The organism is Vibrio sp. 378, from assembly GCF_033339435.1.
The window spans coordinates 1-685 of the sequence record NZ_JAWOUO010000586.1; the positions used below are offsets into that span (position 1 = coordinate 1).

Here is a 685-nt window from a genome sequence, read left to right on the forward strand (position 1 = left end):
CCTTCGTATTCGTCTATCGAGGACAGCAGCATTTCTTGCCCACCATTTGGCTGACCAGCAATAAGATCGATTTGAAACTGCACCGATTCTAACGAGAGGACAGGGAGGTGCTTTTTCTCTGCTAAACCAATTAGGTGCATGTCTACACCTTCGTCTGATACGTAGCCAAGCTTATTGACTAGCGCGAGTTGGATGGTCAGAGCTGCGGTCCAAGGTGGCGCATTGAGAAGTTGCGCTTCCGCCATGCCTAGATCTTTGGCGATGTTCACTAACAGTTGGCGTTGAGTTTTGTCGAGTACGTCTTTAGAGAGAATCGAACTCTCTGGGTACACCACACCTTCAGAACTTCTTACATCGGCCTCAATAATTAAGCCTGAGCTTTGTTCCAAAAACTTAGTGATGTTTTTCGGAAGTGGATACATGCTTTTATCACCGACATGTACGGAGCCGATAATCATGTATTCCGTGTCGCCTTTTTTAGCTCGCCAGTGTTGAGGCTCAGCGTAGGACGAAAAGGAGGTAAAGATAACAATAAGAGATGACATCAGTGTCATTAGGCGAAACATAGTTTTTATCCTCGGCTGAATCTTATGGTGAGACTCTGATTTCAGCATCTACAACTCACAGGGGATATTACTTTATACCCAAATAAAGCTTAGACACCAGAGCTCACTTTAAAACTATT

The 685-nt window shown here is 44.5% G+C and carries 1 protein-coding gene; it reads right to left on the reverse strand.

Translation table 11 applies throughout. The annotated features are described in order from the left end of the window. The coding region (locus tag R7Q48_RS27680) for a TraB/GumN family protein (protein ID WP_318133482.1) at positions 1 to 566 on the reverse strand (566 nt) is incomplete at its 3' end. Positions 567 to 685: the final 119 nt, after the last annotated feature.